21 protein-coding genes, 3 tRNA genes and 1 pseudogene are annotated in these 20530 nt (G+C 68.5%); 4 read left to right on the top strand and 21 right to left on the bottom strand.

All coding sequences use genetic code 11. The features are described from left to right. Nucleotides 1-19 precede the first annotated feature (19 nt). From secF to pdxS, 10 genes are all read right to left on the bottom strand, one after another. Nucleotides 20-1009 carry a protein translocase subunit SecF gene (secF, locus tag ACSJDX_RS12375; RefSeq protein WP_438352961.1) on the bottom strand — a complete coding sequence of 330 codons (990 nt, stop codon included), beginning with the start codon at nt 1007-1009 and terminating at the stop codon, nt 20-22. Beyond that, on the bottom strand, nt 1009-2745 hold the full coding sequence (gene secD / locus ACSJDX_RS12370; protein ID WP_438352960.1) for a protein translocase subunit SecD: 1737 nt from the start codon (nt 2743-2745) through the stop codon (nt 1009-1011). Before secD ends, secF begins: the two co-directional genes overlap by 1 nt. Before the next feature lie 39 nt (nt 2746-2784). After that, entirely contained in the window at nt 2785-3255 is a 471-nt protein-coding gene (locus ACSJDX_RS12365; protein WP_438352959.1) for a preprotein translocase subunit YajC, read from the bottom strand. An 84-nt stretch (nt 3256-3339) separates the two neighbouring features. Continuing rightward, nucleotides 3340-4302, bottom strand: a complete 963-nt coding sequence (gene ruvB / locus ACSJDX_RS12360; protein ID WP_438354983.1) for a Holliday junction branch migration DNA helicase RuvB — start codon at nt 4300-4302, stop codon at nt 3340-3342. A 64-nt stretch (nt 4303-4366) separates the two neighbouring features. After that, a complete protein-coding gene (ruvA, locus tag ACSJDX_RS12355; protein WP_438352958.1) occupies nt 4367-4987 on the bottom strand; it encodes a Holliday junction branch migration protein RuvA in 621 nt (206 codons plus the stop codon). Nucleotides 4988-5040: 53 nt separating this feature from the next. Further along, nucleotides 5041-5607, bottom strand: a complete 567-nt coding sequence (gene ruvC / locus ACSJDX_RS12350) for a crossover junction endodeoxyribonuclease RuvC (RefSeq protein ID WP_438352957.1) — start codon at nt 5605-5607, stop codon at nt 5041-5043. A gap of 9 nt (nt 5608-5616) precedes the next feature. Beyond that, entirely contained in the window at nt 5617-6414 is a 798-nt protein-coding gene (locus tag ACSJDX_RS12345) for a YebC/PmpR family DNA-binding transcriptional regulator (protein WP_438352956.1), read from the bottom strand. Nucleotides 6415-6460: 46 nt separating this feature from the next. Next, nucleotides 6461-6997, bottom strand: a complete 537-nt coding sequence (locus ACSJDX_RS12340) for a DUF1697 domain-containing protein (RefSeq protein ID WP_438352955.1) — start codon at nt 6995-6997, stop codon at nt 6461-6463. Nucleotides 6998-7022: 25 nt separating this feature from the next. After that, complete coding sequence (gene pdxT, locus ACSJDX_RS12335) at nt 7023-7610, bottom strand: pyridoxal 5'-phosphate synthase glutaminase subunit PdxT (RefSeq protein ID WP_438352954.1); 588 nt, start codon at nt 7608-7610, stop codon at nt 7023-7025. A gap of 19 nt (nt 7611-7629) precedes the next feature. Further along, complete coding sequence (pdxS, locus tag ACSJDX_RS12330) at nt 7630-8559, bottom strand: pyridoxal 5'-phosphate synthase lyase subunit PdxS (RefSeq protein ID WP_438352953.1); 930 nt, start codon at nt 8557-8559, stop codon at nt 7630-7632. Between the two features lie 37 nt (nt 8560-8596). Between pdxS and ACSJDX_RS12325 the strand changes: the two genes are divergently transcribed. Next, nucleotides 8597-9931: an aminotransferase class I/II-fold pyridoxal phosphate-dependent enzyme gene (locus ACSJDX_RS12325; protein WP_438352952.1), complete on the top strand. Its 1335-nt coding sequence runs from the start codon at nt 8597-8599 to the stop codon at nt 9929-9931. Next, nucleotides 9928-10779: a pyridoxal kinase PdxY gene (gene pdxY / locus ACSJDX_RS12320; protein WP_438352951.1), complete on the top strand. Its 852-nt coding sequence runs from the start codon at nt 9928-9930 to the stop codon at nt 10777-10779. The genes ACSJDX_RS12325 and pdxY overlap by 4 nt, the downstream gene beginning before the upstream one ends. 110 nt (nt 10780-10889) lie before the next feature. Here pdxY and ACSJDX_RS12315 read toward each other — a convergent pair whose 3' ends face one another. The 8 genes from ACSJDX_RS12315 to ACSJDX_RS12280 all read right to left on the bottom strand — a co-directional run bounded on the left by ACSJDX_RS12315 (nt 10890) and on the right by ACSJDX_RS12280 (nt 16184). Further along, nucleotides 10890-11429, bottom strand: a complete 540-nt coding sequence (locus tag ACSJDX_RS12315; protein ID WP_438354982.1) for an HIT family protein — start codon at nt 11427-11429, stop codon at nt 10890-10892. A gap of 35 nt (nt 11430-11464) precedes the next feature. Further along, nucleotides 11465-13471, bottom strand: coding sequence for a threonine--tRNA ligase (gene thrS / locus ACSJDX_RS12310; RefSeq protein ID WP_438352950.1), 2007 nt, complete (start codon nt 13469-13471; stop codon nt 11465-11467). Between the two features lie 70 nt (nt 13472-13541). Further along, a complete protein-coding gene (locus ACSJDX_RS12305; protein WP_438352949.1) occupies nt 13542-13931 on the bottom strand; it encodes a DUF6855 family protein in 390 nt (129 codons plus the stop codon). Between the two features lie 59 nt (nt 13932-13990). Beyond that, a complete protein-coding gene (locus ACSJDX_RS12300; protein ID WP_438352948.1) occupies nt 13991-14650 on the bottom strand; it encodes a DNA alkylation repair protein in 660 nt (219 codons plus the stop codon). After that, nucleotides 14647-15753, bottom strand: a complete 1107-nt coding sequence (locus ACSJDX_RS12295; protein WP_438352947.1) for a low temperature requirement protein A — start codon at nt 15751-15753, stop codon at nt 14647-14649. The genes ACSJDX_RS12300 and ACSJDX_RS12295 overlap by 4 nt, the downstream gene beginning before the upstream one ends. Nucleotides 15754-15883: 130 nt before the next feature. Continuing rightward, a tRNA-Val gene (locus tag ACSJDX_RS12290) sits at nt 15884-15958 on the bottom strand. Between the two features lie 29 nt (nt 15959-15987). Then, nucleotides 15988-16058: transfer RNA gene (locus ACSJDX_RS12285), tRNA-Cys, on the bottom strand. 53 nt (nt 16059-16111) lie between these two features. Continuing rightward, nucleotides 16112-16184 (bottom strand) — tRNA-Gly (locus tag ACSJDX_RS12280). 200 nt (nt 16185-16384) lie between these two features. On the opposite strand from ACSJDX_RS12280, the pseudogene ACSJDX_RS12275 reads away from it, so the two are divergent. Further along, nucleotides 16385-17041, top strand: a pseudogene (locus tag ACSJDX_RS12275) (IS256 family transposase); the annotation flags it as partial. 49 nt (nt 17042-17090) lie between these two features. On the opposite strand, the gene ACSJDX_RS12270 reads toward ACSJDX_RS12275, so the two are convergent. From ACSJDX_RS12270 to ACSJDX_RS12260, 3 genes are read right to left on the bottom strand one after another with little or no spacing between them, the layout of a single operon-like run. Next, nucleotides 17091-17900, bottom strand: a complete 810-nt coding sequence (locus ACSJDX_RS12270; protein WP_438352946.1) for an AAA family ATPase — start codon at nt 17898-17900, stop codon at nt 17091-17093. Beyond that, nucleotides 17900-19285: a Mu transposase C-terminal domain-containing protein gene (locus ACSJDX_RS12265; RefSeq protein ID WP_264632338.1), complete on the bottom strand. Its 1386-nt coding sequence runs from the start codon at nt 19283-19285 to the stop codon at nt 17900-17902. Before ACSJDX_RS12265 ends, ACSJDX_RS12270 begins: the two co-directional genes overlap by 1 nt. An 8-nt stretch (nt 19286-19293) precedes the next feature. Beyond that, entirely contained in the window at nt 19294-19890 is a 597-nt protein-coding gene (locus ACSJDX_RS12260) for a recombinase family protein (RefSeq protein ID WP_264632340.1), read from the bottom strand. 277 nt (nt 19891-20167) lie between these two features. Here ACSJDX_RS12260 and ACSJDX_RS12255 point away from each other — a divergent pair, with 277 nt between their 5' ends. After that, nucleotides 20168-20509, top strand: coding sequence for a hypothetical protein (locus ACSJDX_RS12255; protein ID WP_438352945.1), 342 nt, complete (start codon nt 20168-20170; stop codon nt 20507-20509). Nucleotides 20510-20530 lie beyond the last annotated feature (21 nt).

Below are 20530 nucleotides of genomic sequence, written 5' to 3'. Positions count from 1 at the left end.
CGGGCGGGGACTCGATCCGCTAGGCGGGGACGCCGGCCCGCGCGCGGGCGGCGAGCACGCGGGAATCGCGCGTCTTCACGGCCTGCTCGTTCTCGCGGAACAGCGAGTACAGCGGAGCGGCCACGAACAGCGTCGAATACGCCGCGACGATCGTGCCGACGAAGATCGACAGCGAGATGTCGCTGAGCGTCTGGGCGCCGAGCGCGAACGCGCCGATGAACAGGATCGCGCCGACGGGCAGGATCGCCACCACCGTGGTGTTGATCGAGCGGATCAGGGTCTGGTTGACGGCAAGGTTCACCGATTCACCGAAAGTGCGCCCCGACACCTCTCCGTCTTCGCTGGTGTTCTCCCGGATCTTGTCGAACACGACGGTCGTGTCATACAGCGAGTACGACAGGATGGTCAGGAATCCGATGACGGCGGCGGGCGAGATCTCGAACCCGGCGAGGGCGTAGACCCCGACCGTGATGATCAGCACGTCGACGACCCCGACGATCGCTGCGGCCGACATCTTCCACGTGCGGAAGTACAGCCCGAGGATCACGAAGGTGAGTGCGAGGAAGATCGCCAGGCCCCACAGAGACTGCCGGGTGACGTCGGCGCCCCAGCTGGGACCGATGAAGGATGCCGTCACTTCTGCGGTCGGCACGTTGTACGCCGTCGCGAGGGCCGCGGTGACGGCCTGAGTCTCCTCCGGGCTCATCTGGTCGGTCTGCACGCGCACCGCGTTGGCGCCGACGGTGGAGACGTGCGTGGCGACGTTCGGCACCACCGAGCGCACCGCATCGGTGGCCACCTGCTGGTCGGTGGACGATGCCCCCGACACGGTGAACTGCGACCCGCCGGTGAACTCGATCGAGAACTGGACGGGACGCACCAGCGGCACGAGCACCGAGGCGAGCACGAGAGCCGCGGCGATGATGAACCACAGGTTCCGGCGCCCGACGAAGGGGAACGAGGTCTTGCCGGAGTAGAGATCGTTGCCGAGTTGGTTCATGGAACGCATCAGTCGTCACCCTCCGTGCGAGTCGTACCGGGTTTCGAGCTGTCGGAGCGGCCGCCCGCAGCGAGCTCGGCCTGCTTGCGCTCGGCGATGGTCTGGCGCCGCTCGGCCTCGCCCCGAGATCTCGCGGTCTTGCGCATCTGCGACCCCTTCGCCTCGGCGACAGGGGCGCGGAACTGTGCACGCCCACGGTAGACGGCACCGAGCGCTTCGGGGTCCAGGCCCGAGAGAGGGTGGCCGGAGCCGAAGAACCTGGAGCGCGCGAGCAGCTGCATCACCGGATGAGTGAAGAGGATGAAGATGATGATGTCGATCGCGGTGGTGATCCCGAGCGTGAACGCGAACCCCTTCACGGTCGCGTCGGCCAGGATGTACAGCACGATCGCGGCGAGGATGTTGATCGACTTCGAGATGTAGATCGTCCGACGGGCGCGGCCCCATCCGTCTTCGACGGCTCCGGTGATCGACTTGCCGTCTCGCAGCTCGTCACGGATGCGTTCGAAGTACACGATGAAGGAGTCGGCGGTGAAGCCGATCGTCACGATGAGTCCGGCCACACCGGCCAGCGACAGTCGGAAGCCCATACGCCACGCCAGGATGCACAGCGCGGCGTAGGTGATCACCGCCATCACCGCGAGCGAGGCGATGATGACGAAACCGAGCGCGCGGTACACGACCAGCGAGTAGACGGCGACCAGGACGAGTCCGATGAGACCCGCGATGAGCCCGATCTGCAGCTGCTGCGAGCCGAGCGTGGCCGAGATCGTGTCGGAGCTCACCACCTGGAAGCTCAGCGGCAATGCACCGAACTTGAGTTGATCGGCGAGGGCCTTGGACGAGTCCTGCGTGAAGCTCCCGGTGATCGAGGGCTTGCCGTCGAGAATGATCCCGTTCATGGACGGGGCCGAGAGCACCTTGCCGTCGAGCACGAAGGCGAACTGGTTGAGCGGTGCGGTCTTTCCGTACAGTCGCTGGCTGATCTGACCGAACGTCGCCGTGCCGGCGCTGTCGAACGTGAGGTTGACCGCCCACTGTCCGTTGTTCTGCTGCTGCCCGAAGGTCGCGTCCGAGATCGAGGTGCCGTCGAGTTCGACGGGTCCCAGGATGTACTTCGCCTGGTTCGACCCATCGCACGTGATGAGCGGTTGGTCCTTCGGTGCGGTGGCCGGGTTGTTGGCGGGATTCGCGCAGTCGTAGGCGAGGAACTGCGCCTGCAAAGCCGGGGTGATCCAGGATGTGTCGCTGCCGTTCGTCGGCGACGCGGTGGGCGTCGACGGCAGGCTGGGATCAGGGGTCGGGTACGGCGTCGTGTTGCCGTCCTGTCCGACGAAGGTGGTCGCGGGCTGACCCGAGTAGAGCACCGCGCGCAGCTGGAGCTGAGCCGAGGCCTGGATGCGCTGACGCGTGGCGTCGTCTGCGGTGCCCGGGATCTGCACCACGATGTTCCGGTTGCCCTCCGTGGTGATGCTCGTCTCACCCACGCCCGACGCGTCGACGCGCTGGCGGATGATCGCGACCGCCTGATTCATCTGATCGGTCGTCGGGTCGGTGCCATCCGCGCTCTGGGCGGCGAGGATGATCTGCGTGCCGCCCTGGAGATCGAGCGCGAGCGAAGGGGCCCACGAGCTCTTCCCGAAGACGTAGACGCCGAGGGCGTTGATGCCGAACAGCAGGGCGACGATGACCAGAAGGCCTGTCAGCGCGCGCCACGCATGCCGGACGGGGGTGGATGTCGCCACGGGGAGGTCCGCTTTCTCGGTCGGCGCGAAAGTGCCGGGTCAGGCCTGGGGCTTGGTGCCGGTCTCGGCGTCGGGGTCTGCGGCGTCCTTCGCGCGCTGCGCGTCGGCGATGCGCTGGTCGTCGCTGATCGAGGTGATGTCGCCGTCGGCGACGCCCGCGATGTACTCGGCCTCGCTCGCTTCGGCTTCGATGAACTCGTCCTCGGTGACGAGGCCCTCGGCCGGGTTGACGACGCGCAGGATGGCCTGGCTGTGCACCTTGATCTCGACGCCCGGAGCGATCTCGACGAGCGCGGGCTGATCGAGGTTGTCGGGGTCGAACTCCACGATCGTGCCGTAGAGGCCGCCCTGCAGCAGCACCTCCGCGCCGGGGATCGTCTGACGCGCCTTCGACTCCTGCTCGGCCTTCTGCTTCTGCATCCGTCGGCGCGAGCTGTAGAACATGAAGACCAGCAGGAGCGCGAGAACGATGATGAGGCCGTACTGGCCGAAGAAATCGCCGATGTTCATGGGAGAAGTGGGCACCTTTCGGGTGCGGTGCGTCCTCGGGAGGAGCAGCCGTAGAGCGGGAGGATGGGCGAGAGCCCCCAGCGATTATAGGTCATCGAGGCGAAGGGCCGCCTCGGGGTGCACCACGCCCAGGTGGGCGTAGGCCTCGGGGGTCGCGACGCGCCCGCGGGGCGTGCGCCCCATGAAGCCGATGCGCACGAGGTAGGGCTCGACCACGGACTCGATGGTGTCGGCCTCTTCCCCCACCGCGACCGAGAGCGTGCCCAGCCCCACCGGGCCGCCGCGGAACCGTCGCACGAGCGCCTCGAGTACGGCGCGATCGAGGCGGTCGAGGCCGATGTCGTCGACGTCGTACAGCTCGAGCGCCGCCCGCACGGTGCCGAGGTCGACGCCGGTGCTCGACGCGGACCCGTGCACCACGAGGTAGTCGCGCACGCGCCGCAGGAGGCGGTTCGCGATGCGGGGGGTGCCCCGCGAGCGCCGGGCGATCTCGGCGCGCGCCGAGCGCGGCAGCTCGACTCCGAGCATCGCCGCCGACCGCTCGACGACTCGCTCGAGCTCTGCGGGCTCGTAGTACTCGAGGTGCGCGGTGAAGCCGAATCGGTCGCGCAGCGGGTTGGGCAGCAGCCCCGACCGCGTCGTCGCCCCGACGAGCGTGAACGGCGCCAGATCGAGCGGGATGCTGGTGGCCCCCGCCCCCTTGCCGACCATGATGTCGATGCGGAAGTCCTCCATCGCGAGGTACAGCATCTCTTCGGCCGACCGCGCCATGCGGTGCACCTCGTCGATGAAGAGCACCTCGCCCGGCGTGAGGCTCGACAGCAGCGCCGCGAGGTCTCCGGCGTGCTGGATGGCCGGACCGCTGGACAGACGCAGCGGACGCCCGCTCTCGTGGGCGACGATCATCGCCAGGGTGGTCTTGCCGAGACCGGGAGGTCCGGACAGCAGGATGTGGTCGGGCGAGCGCTGCTGGATGCGGGCGGCGTCGAGCAGCAGCTGCAGCTGCCCGCGCACCTTCTGCTGGCCGACGAACTCGGCCAGCGACATCGGGCGGAGGGCCCCTTCGATGGCGAGCTCGGTCTCGTCTGCGGGCTCGCCCGCCTCGCGGATGTCATCCACCGGCGTGCTCCTTCCGGGCGGGGCCGAGCACCGAGAGGGTCAGGCGCAGGAGCGCCGGCACCGAGGCCCGGTCGGACGGCGAGGCCTCTTCGGCGACGCCCGTCACCGCCTCGGCGGCGATGCGCTCGGACCAGCCCAGCCCGACCAGCGCCTGAGTGACCTGCGCGGTGACGGCGGGCGCGGCATCCGTCGTCGACGCGGCGGACGGATGCGGCGGCGCGAGCTTGCCCGCGAGCTGCACCACGATGAGCTTCGCGGTCTTGGGACCGATGCCGGACACCCGGCGGAAAGGCGCGTCGTCGTCGGCGATGATCGCCTCGGCGATCTGCGCGACGCTCAGCGAGGACAGCACGCCGAGCGCCGATTTGGGACCGACCCCGGAGACGCCCAGCAGCTGGCCGAACACGACGAGCTCGTCACGACCGAGGAAGCCGAAGAGCGCGAGCGCGTCCTCGCGCACGATCAGGTGGGTGTGCAGCAGCACGGTCTCGCCGAGGTGCACGGAGCGCGCCACCGCGGGCGGCACCGCGACGGTGAAGCCCACTCCGCCCACCTCGACGATGAGCGCATCGGGATCGATGTGCACGACGGTGCCGCGGAGGGTGGAGATCATGGCATGAGTCTACGGACGCGTTCGGACGTTTGTTCGAGCGACACACGCGCGTCTCAGCGGCGCGAGGCCCTCTCGGCGTCGGCCCATGCGCGCTGCGCAGGCGTCAGCGCCGCCTTCGCTCCCGCGGGCTCCGATGCCCCGCCGCGCCAGGCGTGGCAGACGGCCAGGGCGAGGGCGTCGGCGGCGTCGGCGGGCTTGGGCAGCTCGTCGAGCCGCAGCACCCGGGCCACCATCGCCTGCACCTGTCGTTTGTCGGCGTTGCCGTAGCCGGTGATGGCCGCCTTCACCTCGGACGGCGTGTGGGTCGCCGCCGGCAGACCGTTCTCGGCGGCGATCAGCAGCGCGATGCCGCTGGCCTGCGCCGTCCCCATCACCGTGCTGAGGTTCTGCTGGGCGAACACCCGCTCCACGGCCATCACCGTGGGTCGGTGCGCCCCGATCACCTCGCGGATCCCGGCCGCGATGATCGCCAGGCGTCGTTCGATCGGCAGATCGGCGTCGGAGCGGATGACCCCCACGTGCACGAGGCTCGCCCGACGATCGCGTGTGACGTCGACCACGCCGACACCGCACCGGGTGAGGCCGGGGTCGATGCCGAGCACGCGCAGCGGGGAGGTCACTCCCCCACGCTAAGCGGGCGCCGCCGGCGCGGCGCCCAGGCGCGCCCACTCGTCGTCGCTCTCGAGCTCGGCCTGCACCTCGGGCGTGAGGTCGAAGTTGCTGAAGACGTTCTGCACGTCGTCGCTGTCCTCGAGCGCGTCGATGAGGCGGAACACCTTGCGGGCCGTGTCGGCGTCGATCTCGACCTTGAGGTTCGGCACGAACTCGACGTCGGCGGACTCGTAGTCGATGCCGGCTTCCTGCAGCGCGGTGCGCACCGTGACCAGGTCGGTGGCCTCGGTCTGCACCGAGAACCCGTCGCCGTGCGGCTCGACCTCCTCGGCACCGGCCTCGAGCACCGCCATCATGAGGTCGTCCTCGGTGGTGTCCTCACCGGCGACCACGATCACGCCCTTGCGGGTGAAGTTGTAGGCGACGCTGCCGGGGTCTGCGAGGGTGCCCCCGTTGCGGCTCAGCGCGGTGCGCACCTCGGCGGCCGCACGGTTCTTGTTGTCGGTGAGGCACTCGATCATGAGGGCGACGCCGTTGGGACCGTAGCCCTCGTACATGATCGAGGCGTACTCGACCGCTTCGCCGCCGATACCGGCTCCGCGCTTCACCGCGCGGTCGATGTTGTCTTTCGGGACCGAGGTCTTCTTGGCCTTCTGGACGGCGTCGAACAGGGTCGGGTTGCCAGCCAGGTCGGGTCCGCCGAGCTTCGCGGCGACCTCGATGTTCTTGATGAGCTTGGCCCACGACTTGGCACGACGGCTGTCGATGACAGCCTTCTTGTGCTTGGTCGTCGCCCACTTGGAGTGTCCGGACATGCTGGACATTCTACGGCGGGGCGGCACCCGCGCCTCGCGACAGCGGTCAGGCGAGGATCTTGAGGAGCGTCCGCAGGTTGCGGTTGGTGGTCGAGCTCTTGTACGTCTTCCTGCCGAGCACCTTGGCGAACGGCGTGTGCAGGGTCATCCCTTTCGGCGGATTCCAGTAGACGACGCCGTCACCGCGCGTGACGGGGTCGAGGTCGTGGTCGTCGAGGGATGCTGCGGCAGCGGCCAGCTCGTCCGCCACGGCGTCGTCCGACGAGAAGATCACATACGGCTGGCGCCCCGTGTCGTCGGCATCGAAGGGGAACGCCTCGACGTCGGCGGCCAGCTCGTCGCGGGTGACCAGGACGATCCAGGCGTCGTACCCGAAGCGCTCGCGCAGGCCCGTCTCGATCGCGGCCTTGAGAGAGCGACGACCGGATGCTGCGGCATCCGTCTCGAACCGGACGTTGCCGCTCGCGAGGACCGTGGTCACCTCCGCGAATCCGAGGTCGCGGAACAGCGCCGCCAGGTCGGCGGAGCGCACCGTGATGCCCCCGACGTTCACCCCGCGCAGCAGCGCCACCCACGTCGTCATCCTCGGACCCTACGCCCGCGCCGCCTCACGCCGCGAGGACGAGGTCGAGGAAGCGACGGTGGAACCGCTGCTCCCCCGCGACCTCCGGGTGGAAGGCGGTGCCCAGGAGTGCACCCTGCTGCACCGCGACGACCCGACCGTCGCCCAGCGCCGCGAGCACCTCCACCCCGGCGCCGACCCGCTCCACGACAGGAGCGCGGATGAACGTGGCGTGCACCGGCGGGGCGCCCAGCGCCGGCACGTCGAGGTCGGTCTCGAACGAATCGACCTGGCTGCCGAACGCGTTGCGGCGCACCGTCACGTCGAGACCGCCGAACGTCTGCTGGCCGGCGATGCCGTCGACGATGTCGTCGGCGAGGAGGATCAGCCCGGCGCACGTGCCGTACATCGGCAGACCGGCCGAGATCGCGGAGCGGATCGGCTCCCGCATCCCGAACTGACGTGCGAGCTTGTCGATGACGCTCGACTCGCCGCCCGGGATCACGAGTCCGCGGACGGCGGCCAGCTCGTCCGGCCGCCGCACCCGCACGACGTCGGCGCCGAGCGCGCCCAGTACGCGCTCGTGCTCGCGGACATCGCCCTGGAGGGCGAGCACGCCCACCCGCGCCGACATGCTCAGCGACCGCTCCGCATCACCAGCCGCGCTCGGCGAGCCGGTGCGGAGCGGGGAGGTCGGAGACGTTGATGCCCACCATCGCCTCGCCGAGTCCCCGTGAGACGTCGGCGATGACCTTCGCGTCGTCGTAGAAGGTGGTCGCCTTCACGATCGCGGCGGCGCGCTCGGCGGGGTTGCCCGACTTGAAGATCCCGGAGCCGACGAAGACGCCGTCGGCGCCGAGCTGCATCATCATGGCCGCGTCGGCCGGCGTGGCGACACCGCCGGCGACGAACAGCACGACGGGGAGCGTGCCGGTGGACGCGACCTCGGCGACGAGGTCGTACGGCGCCTGCAGCTCCTTGGCCGCGACGTACAGCTCGTCCTTCGACATGGAGCGCAGCGCGTTGATCTCGGCGTTGATCCTGCGGATGTGCTTGGTGGCCTCCGAGACGTCGCCGGTGCCGGCCTCGCCCTTGGAGCGGATCATGGCCGCGCCCTCGTTGATGCGACGCAGCGCCTCGCCGAGGTTGGTCGCACCGCAGACGAACGGCACCGTGAAGCCCCACTTGTCGATGTGGTTCACGTAGTCGGCCGGGGAGAGCACCTCCGACTCGTCGATGTAGTCGACGCCGAGCTCCTGGAGCACCTGCGCCTCGACGAAGTGGCCGATGCGGGCCTTGGCCATCACCGGGATCGAGACGGCGGAGATGATGCCGTCGATCACGTCGGGGTCGCTCATGCGCGAGACGCCGCCTTCGGCGCGGATGTCGGCCGGCACGCGCTCCAGCGCCATGACCGCGACGGCGCCGGCGTCCTCGGCGATCTTGGCCTGCTCGACGGTGACGACGTCCATGATGACGCCGCCCTTGAGCATCTCGGCGAGTCCGCGCTTGACGCGCCCGGTTCCGGTATCAGCTGCGCTCACGGCAGTCCTCCCTGTTTGATCTATGCCAAAAGCTACCATGTGTCACACGTAGGATCGGACGCAGGGAGGCGAAGACATGGATGCACGGATCACGGGTCGCACGGCGTCCGAGATCGCCGACAGCCTCCGCGCGCTCATCGAGCGCGGCGGACTCCGGCCCGGCGACGGGCTCCCCTCGGTGCGTGCGCTCGCCGAGAGCCTCGGCGTCAATCGCAACACGGCCGTCGCCGCGTACCGCCAGCTGACGCAGGCCGGCGTCGTCGAGACCCGCGGCCGCGGCGGCACGCGCATCGCCGCGCGCGCAGCCGTCGCCCAGGAGGGGTACGCCGCCGACAGCGTGCTGCGCGACGTCGGCACCGGCAATCCCGACCCCGCCCTCATCCCCGACCTGACGGCGGCCCTGACGGCGATGGCCGGGCGGCCCGTCCTCTACGGCGAGCCCGTCATCGACCCCGGGCTCGAGGCGTGGGCGCGCGAATGGATGCGGGAGAGCCTCGCCCCCGCCGACGTGCGCCTCACCGTCACGAGCGGCGCCACCGACTCCATCGAACGGCTGCTCGCCCAGGCCTTGACCCGTGACGACGCCGTCGCCCTCGAGGACCCGTGCTTCCTCGCGAGCATCCACACCGTGCGACTGGCGGGCTATCGTCCCCTGCCCGTCCCCGTGGACGCCGAGGGGATGACGGTGGCCGGCCTCCGAGCGGCACTCGCCGACGGGGCGCGCGCCGTCGTGCTCACCCCGCGCGCCCAGAATCCGACAGGAGCGAGCCTCAGCGCGGAGCGCGCCGCCGCTCTGCGCGACGTGCTGGCGCAGCATCCCTACGTCCTCGTGATCGAGGACGACCACTTCTCGATGCTCGCCCGCACCCCCCTGCACTCCGTCGTCGGGCCGGACCACCGCCGGTGGGCGCTCGTGCGATCGGTGTCGAAGTTCCTGGGACCGGACATGGGCGTCGCCGTCACCGCGTCCGATCCCGAGACGGCCGCCGGCCTCGCGATGCGCCTCACCCCCGGCACGACGTGGGTGAGCCACCTGCTGCAGCGCCTCGCGCACGCGCTCGTCACCGACCCCGTCGCCCGCGCGCGCATCGACGAGGCGCGCACCCACTACGGCGACCGCAACCGCGCGTTCGCCGCGCTCCTGTCGGAGCGGGGACTGCCCACGCCGGTCGGCGACGGGCTCAACCTCTGGGTGCCGCTCGGCGTGCCGGCCCGGGACGTCTCCGGGCAGCTCATGCGCCGCGGCTGGCTCGCCCGCAGCGGCGACGAGTTCGTGCTCGGGGACGCGGCATCCGTCCACCTGCGGCTCACGGTGCACGACCTCGACGACGCCGCCGCCGTGCAGCTGGCCGACGACATCGCCGCCGCCGTGTCGGCCGTCCGGGCGGGAAGTGGGAGGATCGGACGATGAAGATCCTCTCGATCCAGTCCGCGGTCGCCTACGGTCACGTCGGCAATTCCGCCGCCGTCTTCCCGCTGCAGCGCATCGGCGTCGAGGTGCTCCCGGTCTACACCGTGAACTTCTCCAACCACACCGGCTACGGCGCCTGGCGCGGTCCGCTCATCAGTCCCGACGACGTGCGCGCGGTCATCACGGGAATCGAGGAGCGCGGCGTCTTCGGTGAGATCGACGTGGTGCTGTCGGGCTACCAGGGCGGGGAGGGCATCGGCGACGTGATCCTCGACGCGGTGGCGCGGGTGAAAGCGGCCAACCCGTCGGCGATCTACGCCTGCGACCCGGTGATGGGGAACGCGAGATCCGGATGCTTCGTGGCCCCCGCCATCCCGGTGCTGCTGCGCGAGCGGGTGGTCCCGGCGGCCGACATCATCACGCCGAACCAGTTCGAACTCGGCTTCCTCACCGGCACCGAGCCCGACACGATCGACTCGACCCTCGTGGCCGTCGACGCGGTGCGCGCGACGGGTCCCCGCACTGTGCTCGTGACGAGCGTCGAGCGGCCCGACCGCGAAGAGGGCACGATCGAGATGCTCGTCGCCGACGACGCGGGCGCGTGGATCGTGCAGACACCGCAGCTGCCGATGAAGGCCAACGGCTCCGGCGACGTGACCGCGGCCCTGTTCACCGCGCACTACCGCGCGACCGGCGACGCCGCGTCGGCACTCGCCCGCACCACCTCGAGCGTGTTCGACCTGCTCCAGACCACGCTCGACGCCGGCTCCCGCGAGCTGCAGCTCGTCGAGTCGCAGGAGTTCTACGCACACCCCCGCATGCAGTTCGAGGTGCGACAGCTGCGTTGAGCCGCGGGCGCCCCGCGTCGAACGGTCGCAACACGCCGCGAGGCCGGGCGCCTCTACGGTGTGTTGCGACCGGTCGACGGAGGAGCTGACACCTCGCGCACGGGTGGGACTCAGGATGCCGTCGGCCACGCCTCTGCGACGGAGCGCCGCACGTCGCCCAGCAGCTGCGGCAGCGCCTTCGTCTTCGCGATGATCGGGAAGAAGTTCGCGTCGGTCGCCCACCGGGGCACGACGTGCTGGTGGAGATGCCCGTCGACGCCCGCTCCGGCGGCGGCACCCTGGTTCATGCCGAGGTTGAACCCGTCGCACCGCGAGATCGTCCGCAGCACGCGCATGCCGATCTGGGTGAGCTCGCCGATCTCGGCGACCTCCTCGGGCGTCGCGTCGTCGTAGAGCGGGATGTGGCGGTAGGGGCAGACCAGCAGATGGCCCGAGTTGTAGGGGAAGAGGTTCAGCAGCACGTAGGCGGTTCGCCCGCGCGCGACGATCAGTCCGTCCTCGTCCGACATCTCCGGTGCCGCGCAGAAGGGGCATGTGTGCCGCAGCGGCTCCGGACCCGCCTGGATGTACGCCATCCGATGCGGGGTCCACAGCCGCTGGAACTCGTCCGGCACTCCGGGGAGGTCGGATGCCGCGACCAGCCCGTCGATGTCCGGACGGACACCGTCGGGGGTCGCGGCATCCGTCACGCCAGGTCCTCCGCGGTGTTCACGAGCGCGCGCGCGGCGATCGCCGCGTGGATGCGCTGGATCGCGGCATCCACCGGCACGCCGTTCTCCTGCGATCCGTCGCGGAAGCGGAACGAGACCGTGCCGGCGCTGCGATCCTGTTCGCCCGCGATGAGCTGGAGCGGCACCTTCTGGGTGGTGTGCGTGCGGATCTTCTTCTGCATGCGGTCGTCGCTCGCGTCGAGCTCGGCCCGAACGCCCGCGTCGCGCAGACGCACGATCACGTCGTTCAGATAGTCGGCGTAGTCCTCGGCGACGGGGATGCCCACCACCTGCACCGGCGACAGCCACACCGGGAAGGCTCCGGCGTAGTGCTCGAGCAGGATCGCGAAGAACCGCTCGATCGAGCCGAACAGCGCGCGGTGGATCATGATCGGGCGGTGCTTCTCGCCGTCGGGACCGGTGTACTCCAGCTCGAACCGCTCGGGCAGGTTCGGGTCGACCTGCACGGTCGACAGCTGCCAGGTGCGGCCGATGGCATCCTTCGTCTTGAGGTCGATCTTGGGACCGTAGAACGCAGCCTCGCCCGGCACCTCGGTGAGCTTCAGCCCCGACGCCACGGCGACGTTGCGCAGCGCGTTCGTCGAGTAGTCCCAGAACTCGTCCGAGCCGATCCACTTCGACTTCTCGTCGTCGCGCATCGACAGCTCGAGCTCGAAGTCGTCGAGGCCGAAGTCGCGGAGCATGGAGATGACGAACTCGAGAACGCGGGTCGCCTCGGTCTCGAGCTGTTCGGGGGTCACGAACAGGTGCGAGTCGTCCTGGGTGAAGCCGCGCACGCGGGTGAGGCCGTGCAGGGCGCCGGAGAGCTCGTTGCGGTAGACGGTGCCGTTCTCGGCCAGCCGCATCGGCAGGTCGCGGTAACTGCGCGCCCGCTCCTTGTAGATGAGGATGTGCATCGGGCAGTTCATGGGCTTCAGGTAGTAGTCCTGGCCCTGCTTGGTGACGTGCCCCTCGGCATCCCGCTCCTCGTCCATGACGATGGGCGGGAACATGCCGTCCTTGTAGGTGACGAGGTGGTTCGAGGTGAGGAAGAGGTCCTCCTTCGAGATGTGCGGGGTGTACACGTAGGTGTAGCCGCCCTCGATGTGGCGCCGGCGCGCGTGCTGCTCCATCTCCCCGCGGACGACGCCGCCGCGCGGATGCCACACGCTCAGACCCGAGCCGATCTCGTCCGGGAACGAGAAGAGGTCCAGCTCCTTGCCGAGCTTGCGATGGTCGCGCTTGGCGGCCTCCTCGAGGCGCTGCTGGTAGGCGCGCAGCTCGTCCTTGGTCGGCCAGGCCGTGCCGTAGATGCGCTGCAGCTGCGGGTTCTTCTCGCTCCCCCGCCAATACGCGCCGGCGATGCGGGTGAGGTCCCACCCGTTGCCGACGAGGCGGGTGGAGGGAACGTGCGGGCCGCGGCAGAGATCCTTCCAGACCGTCTCGCCGTCGCGGTTCACGTTGTCGTAGATGGTGAGCTCGCCCGCGCCGACCTCGACGTTCGCGCCCTCGGTCTTGTCAGAGCCGCCCTTGAGGCCGATCAGCTCGAGCTTGAACGGCTCGGCGACCAGCTCCTCGCGCGCCTCCTCATCGGTGACGACACGGCGGACGAAGCGCTGACCCTCGCGGACGATGCGCTCCATCTCCTTCTTGATCGCCTTGACGTCCTCCGGAGTGAAGGGCTCGTCGACGCCGAAGTCGTAGTAGAAGCCGTCGGTGATCGGCGGCCCGATGCCGAGGTTCGCCTGCGGTTTGATGCGCTGCACCGCCTGCGCGAGCACGTGCGCGGTGGAATGGCGCAGGATGCTGAGCCCGTCGGGGCTGTCGACGGCGACCGGTTCCACCTCGTCGGATGCCGTGACGGTGGTCGCGAGGTCCTTCAGCTCGCCGTTCACGCGCAGGGCGATCACGGAACGGTCGGGGAACAGCGCGAAGCCGTCGGCGGGAAGCGCGGGGTCGGGCGCGGGGGTGACGTCGGTCAAGGGAACTCTCCAGGAAGTGGCTCGGCTCCCAGGCTACCGGCGCGCAGGATGCCCGCGCGCCGGTGCTCGATCAGAGCGCCCGCATCCTGTTGTTGCGCGCGTCGTGGGTGAGTTCGACCAGGCCGAGCTCCTCCAGCAGCGGCGGCAGGTACATGCCGAAGCGCCCGCGGTATCCCTTGCGCAGGCCGTACCACCCGCCGACCGGGTTCGCCTCTGATCGCCCCCACGCCTCGACGGTTCCCTCGGCGGCGGGCTTCTGCTCGTCCGCGGCGCCCAGCGGCATCCAGTCGCCCTGCTCGCGCAGCCATGCGGCGAGGTCGTCGATCGCGCGCGCTTGGTACTTCAGCGTCGTCGAACCGACGACGCACACCAGTTCGTCACCGTCGCGGTACATCGTGTACGCCGACGATCCGGGCGGCGTCCTCAGCTCCCACGGATCGTCCTTCGTTCCCGCAGCCATCTCGGTCCTTTCGTCCTCGGGAATCGTCCCACTCCGAGGCCCCGGGCGACAGGTCGCCGCTACGCGAGATGCTTGAGGGCCTCGCGTCGCGACAGGGGGCTGAGGTCGTGCGCGGCGACGAACGCCCGCACCCAGTCCGGCGCGACCCGCGCGTAGTCGCGCAGAGCCCACCCGATCGCCTTGCGGAGGAAGAACTCGGGGTGGTCGAGGCTGGGCACGATGGCGGCCGCCAGCAGCGCGGCATCCACCCGCTGCTTCCGGCCGACCTGGGAGATGATCGCGATCCGCCGGATCCACGGATCCGGATCGTCCGCCCATGCCCGCACCAGGGGCGTCGCGAACCCGGGGTCGTCGTCGAGGCGGTCGGCCAGCCGATGCGCGAGCTCGTCGGTGTAGTCCCACCACGCGCCCGTACGCACCATGTGCTCGACCAGCTCGGGCACCGCCGGCTCGCGCCGGACCATCCGCACGCCGAGCAGCGCCATGGCCGCGTAGCGCTCCTCGCGATGGGATGCCTCATCCCAGAGGCCTCTCGCGGCGTCGAGGATCTCGCCGGCCCCCTCCTCCGTCGCGGCCGCTCGCGCGATGCGTCGTGCGTCGGGCACGGTCACGCCGAGGAACGGCATGACCGACTTCATGTACGCCTGCTGTCCCGGGGCGCGGACGGGGTCGGCCGCCTCCCGCAGAGCGGACCGGATGCGGCCCGCGAGATCTGTCACGGCTGCGGCGTCGAGACGACGCGGTCGAGCTGTTCCGTGAGCGGCCGCCACATGCCGACCTCGTAGGCGACGACGAGGCTCACGGGGGCCGCGAGCACGATCAGCAGGCACAGCCACAGCGGCAGACCCGCCGCGGCCGCGACGATCGACAGGACCGCCAGCGCGACGCCGGTGAGCTTGACCGCGCCACCGTGCGGCCAGCCGTGCAGCAGCAGGGCGTGGATGATCAGCAGGGCGGCGAGGTACACGATCACCGGGACGGCGATCGAGGAGATCGCCGTGAGCGTGGTCACGTGGTAGTGGTCGTCGAAGACGTACCCCAGGACGTGCAGGCCCGCTCCGACGGCCGCGATGGCGGCGAAGACGAAGTAGTGCCCGTAGCCCCACGGGAACGCGCGGTCTCGGGCGACTTCGAGCACGGGTCCGGAGGGCAGCAGGAAGTAGGTCCACCACAGCGCGAATGTGAGGGCGACGCCCGCCCCGATCACCGCGACCGCGTCGAGGCTCCATCCCTGCGTCGCCGACACCGCCTGCGCCGCGGAGAGCGTGCCGAGAACGGTCTCGCCGAGCGCGATGATGGCCAGCAGGCTGTACCGCTCGGCGATGTGGTGCGGATGCCACGGCGTCATGCCTTCGCCACGGGCGACTCCGCGCCGTTCCGCGATGTAGGGGCCCGACAGTTCGAGCACCCACAGCAGCGCGGCGGCGATCAGGGTGCCGAGCACGCCGAGCGGGAGGATCGCGGTGAGGACCCAGCCGAACTGGGCGATCCCGATGAACAGGGCGTAGGTGAGCGCGATGCGCCGGTGGGTGGGATCGCCCGCGGCCGCGCGCAGCCACTGTCCGACCATCGCGAGACGCATGACGACGTACCCGGCGACCAGCACTCCGGTGTCGAGCGACGCACCGGCGTCGATCGACGCGAACATCGGCGGGATGCCGATCGCGAGGATGATGACGCCCGTCATCTGCACCATCGTCATGACGCGGAACGCCCAGTCGTCGGTGTCGAACGCCGAAGCGAACCAGGAGTAGTTGATCCACGCCCAGATGATGGCGCCCATCGCGAACGCGAATCCGCCGACCGCCGGCGCGCGCACCATCGCGGTGCTCCGTCTCGCCCCGCGGTGAGGTCGCCACTCGTGTGGAACTGTGCCACGGTGAGTATGCCGGAACGCGCATGGTGGGGTCGGCGGAGAATGCAAAAACCCCCGGCTGGCCGGGGGTTTCAGGTGGTGCGCGATACTGGGATCGAACCAGTGACCTCTTCCGTGTCAGGGAAGCGCGCTACCGCTGCGCCAATCGCGCCTGTACAGGCTGATATTCAATTATGAGCGAGGTGGCGACGGGATTCGAACCCGTGTAAACGGCTTTGCAGGCCGGTGCCTAGCCGCTCGGCCACGCCACCGTGTGGATTGACCCCACGTGCCGGGAGACTTCCGGAGAAGGATCCTGCACTCGAGCGGATGACGAGACTCGAACTCGCGACCCCAACCTTGGCAAGGTTGTGCGCTACCAACTGCGCTACATCCGCATGTCCGGGCTGCCCCGGGCACTCGTAAGACTTTACCCGACCCGGGGGCGTCTGCAAAACCAGACGCGCTGTCCGCGTGGTGACGTCCCGTGGGGTGGTGTAGTTTCCCGGCTCGAGTGTCACGTCGATGACGTGGTGAGCCATCGTGCGATGGTCAGTGAGAACTGTCTAGGAATCTCACGGAAGGACACATACGCACGATGGCTCTTGACCAGTCTGCCCTCCTCGAGTTGCTCGGGGAGCTGAAACTCACAGATGTGAATAACCGGATCCGGGTCGCGACCGAGACGCTCTACCAAGAGCTGATCGACGCGGAAGCGGCCGCGTTCATCGGCGCCGCCCCGTTCGAACGCAGCCCGGACCGGGTGACCCAGCGCAACGGGTCCCGGCTTCGCACGCTCACTACGACCGCGGGTGAGCTCGAGTTGCGGATCCCGAAGCTGCGGCAAGGGTCGTTCTTCCCGTCGCTGCTGGAACGCCGCCGCCGAGTCGATCAAGCACTGTTCGCGGTCGTGATGGAGGCGTACGTGCACGGCGTGAGCACCCGCAAGGTCGACGATCTCGTCAAGGCGCTCGGCGCGGACACCGGCATCTCGAAGTCGGAGGTCTCGCGGATCTGCGGCAACCTCGACGAGGACGTCGCCGCGTTCCGGGACCGGCCGCTCGCAGACACGACATACCCTTACGTGTTCCTCGACGCGACTTACTGCAAAGCCCGCGTCGGCCGGCGCGTCGTCTCCCAAGCCGTGGTCGTCGCGGTCGGTGTCGCCGCCGACGGGCGCCGGGAAGTCCTGGGGTTCGAGGTCGGGGACACCGAATCGCAGCCGTTCTGGACCACGTTCCTCCGATCCCTCAAGGTGTGAAGTTGATCGCTCTCTGGCGGCGTTCTTGCAACGCTCTCTGGCGCTAATTCCCAATCACAAGGATGCTGGCGGCGGCTTCGATGACGTCGTCGGTGATTATCTCGAGCTCGTTGATCTTGAGCACTCTGGCTATCTGAGGGAAGAGCCGTTCGAGCAGGCGGAAGTTGCCGCGGGTGATGCGTTCGATGGAGGCGACGGCTTGGGCGTCGGTGAAATCGTCGGGGTCGAGCGTTCTACCGAGTCTCTTCCAGTGCCGGTCGAGGACAAAGAGGAGTTCGTCGCGTCCAAGCGTTCGGTAGTGGTGGGAAAAGCCGAGGCGGCTATAGAGCTGCGGGTAGTGGCGGAATCGTTGGTCGATGCCGGGCATACCAATCAGGATCATCGAAAGGTGTTCGCGATCATGTCTATCGCGGAGCAGCTCGAGTGCGGTGGGTGTGAGTCGTTCGGCTTCGTCGATGATGAGGAGCTCGACGAGACGGGACTCGCCGCCGCCCCTGAACCGAAACTCGGCCTCGAGTGACCGGAGGTGTTCATCAGCGCAGATCCCGACTCGTGCTTGCCAGTGGTCAATGTCGTGCATGAGGTCTTTGGGTCGGCAGAGGACTTCGGGTGTGTAGAAGACGGTGCGGGATCGGTTGGCGAGGGCGTAGTGCTTGGCGTCGTGATCTCCTCGCGGGCCCCATTCATTGATATAGGGCTCGAGAACGTCCCAATTCGCATAGCGGCGAGCGGAGTTGGTCTTGCCCACGCCGGCGTCGCCGTGACAGATGCCGATCGTTCGTTCCTTGCGCACGGCGTTTGCAAACTCGGTGAAGCGTCGGTGCTCTTTGGTCACGATGAAGGCCTGGTTCATCACTCGTCCTCTTCGTAGGTGCGTAGTCGGCGCCGATGGGGAGCGGGCGCGACGTCGCGCGGCTCCTCACGGACGGAGGTGGTGGGAATGCGGTCGTTGATGACGTGTCGGAGTTGTCGCCGCCGGGCGCGGCGGGCGGTTTCGATGTCGCGGAGGCTGAGTCGGAGATTGGGGTGAGCTTCGTCGACTGCAACACAGACGAAGGTGTCGCGATCGTAGACCCGGATCTCAGAGACGTCGCGGGGGTCATATCGAATCGTGACGGTGTGCCCAACGAAGGGTGCGAGCGTCGGGGCGAGGTAGCGCTGGCCCTGGAAGTGAATGCCATCGCGCTGAACGACGCGATTCTTCGGAACAGTTAGAAGAAGTCCATCGAGCTGTTCGAGGCTGTCAGGCATACGCGGGAGCCAGCCTTCGGCAACCCATGCGTCCCGCGGAGAGGCTCCGAGCTCGCGATGCGGGCGCTCGTTGTAGGTCCTGACGAAGGTGCCAATTGCCTGGTCGAGGGCCGCCAGATCAAGTACTGGGTGGGGGCTTCTGCTGCCGGGCCCGAGGTGCCCCGGGAGGGTAGCGAGGAGTTCGGTGTTGATGGTGCGGAAGAAGCGTTCGATCTTGCCGCGGCCCTGGGGCCTGCCGACGATGGAATGGATGATGCGGATGCGCAGCTCGATGGCGGTGCGCTCGAGGTGGTGGCTGGTGAAGTCGGAGCCGTGGTCGACGTGGAGAACGTCAGGTATTCCGCACATCGCCCACGTCAGGTCGGTTTTCCTCCAGATCGCCTGTCGGAGGGCAAGTGCTGTGTTTATCGCGGACGGCGCCCCGGCGAAGACTATGTAACCGCAGATAGCGCGCGAATAGTCATCCATCACAATGGTCAGCCACGGTCGATCGGGTGCGCCCCCGGCGCCCATGATGAGGATGTCGAGCTCGGTGTGATCTGCCTGCCAGGTGTGGTTGGGGCGTTCGGCGCGTCGGCGAAACACCAGCTCGTGCTTGTCTCGATAGGCGGTCGGTCCTTCCAACGCGAGTGTCACGAGCGCCGGGTCGAGAGCCTGCACGATCTCTCTGACTGTGGCGTAGCTCGGCGCCGACATGCCGTGATGATCGGCTTCAGCGCTTGCGAGGCGGTGCAGCGTCGTCAACGCGGGTCGCGGCCTGTTCAGTGCCAGTCGTTCGATGAACGCCACGAGCTGAGGTGGCGTACGACGTAGCCCAGCATCCGATCGTTGGTGCGGGTCGAGAGTGGTGATGCCGCCTATCCGGTAGAGCTGATGCCAGCGCTGCAGTGTGCGGAGGCCGATGCCGGTGTCACGTGCGAGGGCGGCGAGGGGAATCTGGTCTTCGACGTGAAGTCGGAGAATCCGCCACCGCTCGTCACCGTCCATGGCATTTGCTACATGACGGTGCTCTCGCGGCCGGCGAGGGCTTGCTGGTGACGGTACAGGGTGGCGCGACTCCAGCCGACGAGTCGTGCTGCGTCTTCGGCAGTGCGGCCCTTCGCTCGAGCATCGGCGGCGATGGCGAGCTTGTCGGCGATTACTGCGGGATTGGACAGTGGGCGGCCGAAGCGTGTGCCGTTCTGCCGCGCCGCTGCGATCCCCGCGTTCACTCGCTCGACGATCAGTTCGCGTTCGTACTCGGCGAGGGTGGCCAGCATGTTCAGCATCAGCCTCCCTGTCGACGTCGCCGGGTCGATGCCATCTGAGATAGAGCGAACGTGGATGCCACGGTCACGCAGCAGGTTCACCGTGTTCAGCACGTCGATCAAAGAGCGGCCGAGCCGATCGACTCGCCACACGACCACGGTGTCACCGGACTCCGCGTGCTCGAGGAGCTTCTTCATCCCTCGACGCTCGATCGCGGTCTTGCTCCCGGAGGTGACATCAGCGAACACGTCGCGCTTTTGAACGCCGGCAGCCACCAGCGCGTCGAGCTGCAGCTGCGCATCCTGACTCGATGTGCTCACGCGGGTGTATCCAAGAAGTCTCACTCCACCAGTGTGACTCACAAACCCCTCGCAGTCACGACCCTGAGACGGTTTCTGTTGAGACGCATTTTCGAGACATCGGCGACTTCAGGATTACGGGGACCCGACACCGCGAGAGCGGTGCCGACTGGGCGTCTCGAAAAGCTGCACATTCTTGAGACGTGGGTTCCGAAGGAAGTCGATGAAACTTCCTTTCGCAAGCGGACCATGGACGAAATGTTCATTCGGCGTTTACTCTCATCGGTAACAAAATTTCAGAGTGGCTCTTATGGTGAAGGCTATGACGGATGTGCTCACGGTGGCGGTTCATCCCGCTCCTGGCCACACGCCCGGCCACCTGGTGGTCAGGGCCGAGTCGGCAGGCCAGACGCTGTGGATGTTCGGCGACGCCATCACCGTCCCCCACCAACTGGAGACCCCCGCCTGGCACTCCTGCGGCGACCTCGACCCCGAGCTGGCGCAGAACACCCGCGAGGCCCTCTGGGCCGAGCTGGAGAAACCGAACACGTGGGGTGTGGGCTCCCACTTCCCCCACCTCATCCCCGGCTCCGTCCTCATCGCCGACAGCCGCCGATGGGCCGCCGCGACCCCCGCCGACCCGATCACCACACAACAGCACTGAGCAGTCAGCTCACCGGCCACC

Origin of the sequence: Microbacterium fluminis, from assembly GCF_051549805.1 — a bacterium.
In the GTDB taxonomy this organism is placed as follows: domain Bacteria; phylum Actinomycetota; class Actinomycetes; order Actinomycetales; family Microbacteriaceae; genus Microbacterium.
The sequence above is the reverse complement of the archived record's forward strand: the minus strand, read 5'-3'. Positions and strand labels throughout refer to the sequence as shown.

What these genes read in the sequence shown, in the direction of transcription:
- ACSJDX_RS12265 (WP_264632338.1), bottom strand. Translation starts at nt 19,285, where the DNA reads ATGGACGGTGACGAGCGGTGGCGGATTCTCCGACTTCACGTCGAAGAC.
- ACSJDX_RS12345 (WP_438352956.1), bottom strand. Translation starts at nt 6,414, where the DNA reads ATGTCCGGACACTCCAAGTGGGCGACGACCAAGCACAAGAAGGCTGTC.
- pdxS (WP_438352953.1), bottom strand. Translation starts at nt 8,559, where the DNA reads ATGGTAGCTTTTGGCATAGATCAAACAGGGAGGACTGCCGTGAGCGCA.
- ACSJDX_RS12340 (WP_438352955.1), bottom strand. Translation starts at nt 6,997, where the DNA reads ATGACGACGTGGGTGGCGCTGCTGCGCGGGGTGAACGTCGGGGGCATC.
- ACSJDX_RS12365 (WP_438352959.1), bottom strand. Translation starts at nt 3,255, where the DNA reads ATGAACATCGGCGATTTCTTCGGCCAGTACGGCCTCATCATCGTTCTC.
- pdxT (WP_438352954.1), bottom strand. Translation starts at nt 7,610, where the DNA reads ATGTCGGCGCGGGTGGGCGTGCTCGCCCTCCAGGGCGATGTCCGCGAG.
- ruvB (WP_438354983.1), bottom strand. Translation starts at nt 4,302, where the DNA reads ATGTCGCTGGCCGAGTTCGTCGGCCAGCAGAAGGTGCGCGGGCAGCTG.
- ACSJDX_RS12295 (WP_438352947.1), bottom strand. Translation starts at nt 15,753, where the DNA reads ATGGTGCGCGCGCCGGCGGTCGGCGGATTCGCGTTCGCGATGGGCGCC.
- ruvA (WP_438352958.1), bottom strand. Translation starts at nt 4,987, where the DNA reads ATGATCTCCACCCTCCGCGGCACCGTCGTGCACATCGATCCCGATGCG.
- ACSJDX_RS12270 (WP_438352946.1), bottom strand. Translation starts at nt 17,900, where the DNA reads ATGAACCAGGCCTTCATCGTGACCAAAGAGCACCGACGCTTCACCGAG.
- ACSJDX_RS12305 (WP_438352949.1), bottom strand. Translation starts at nt 13,931, where the DNA reads ATGGCTGCGGGAACGAAGGACGATCCGTGGGAGCTGAGGACGCCGCCC.
- secF (WP_438352961.1), bottom strand. Translation starts at nt 1,009, where the DNA reads ATGCGTTCCATGAACCAACTCGGCAACGATCTCTACTCCGGCAAGACC.
- ACSJDX_RS12255 (WP_438352945.1), top strand. Translation starts at nt 20,168, where the DNA reads ATGACGGATGTGCTCACGGTGGCGGTTCATCCCGCTCCTGGCCACACG.
- pdxY (WP_438352951.1), top strand. Translation starts at nt 9,928, where the DNA reads ATGAAGATCCTCTCGATCCAGTCCGCGGTCGCCTACGGTCACGTCGGC.
- ACSJDX_RS12325 (WP_438352952.1), top strand. Translation starts at nt 8,597, where the DNA reads ATGGATGCACGGATCACGGGTCGCACGGCGTCCGAGATCGCCGACAGC.